This window comes from Streptomyces capoamus, from assembly GCF_014654935.1.
Taxonomy (GTDB): domain Bacteria; phylum Actinomycetota; class Actinomycetes; order Streptomycetales; family Streptomycetaceae; genus Streptomyces; species Streptomyces capoamus.
Genome location: NZ_BNBF01000139.1, coordinates 298 through 523 on the forward strand (window position 1 = coordinate 298; position 226 = coordinate 523).

1 protein-coding gene is annotated in these 226 nt (G+C 39.4%); it reads right to left on the reverse strand.

Features of this window, described 5'->3' with window-relative positions; translation table 11 throughout:
- Positions 1-226: photosystem I psaA/psaB family protein (locus tag IE312_RS44970; protein WP_229900963.1), on the reverse strand; the 226-nt coding region annotated here is incomplete at both ends.

Consider the following 226-nt stretch of genomic DNA (forward strand, 5'->3'; position numbering starts at 1 on the left):
TAGAATTTCATATAGGCCTTTATGGCCTTGGCCTGTAAATGGACCTTTATGAGCCTCTAAAATATCTTTTATACCATGACCAATACCCCAGTTGGTCCTATACATATGACCCGCGATTAGAAAAAGAATTGCGATAGCTAAATGATGATGTGCTATATCGGTTAACCATAGACCCCCAGTCACTGGATCTAATCCGCCACGAAAAGTAAGAAATTCCGAGTATTTT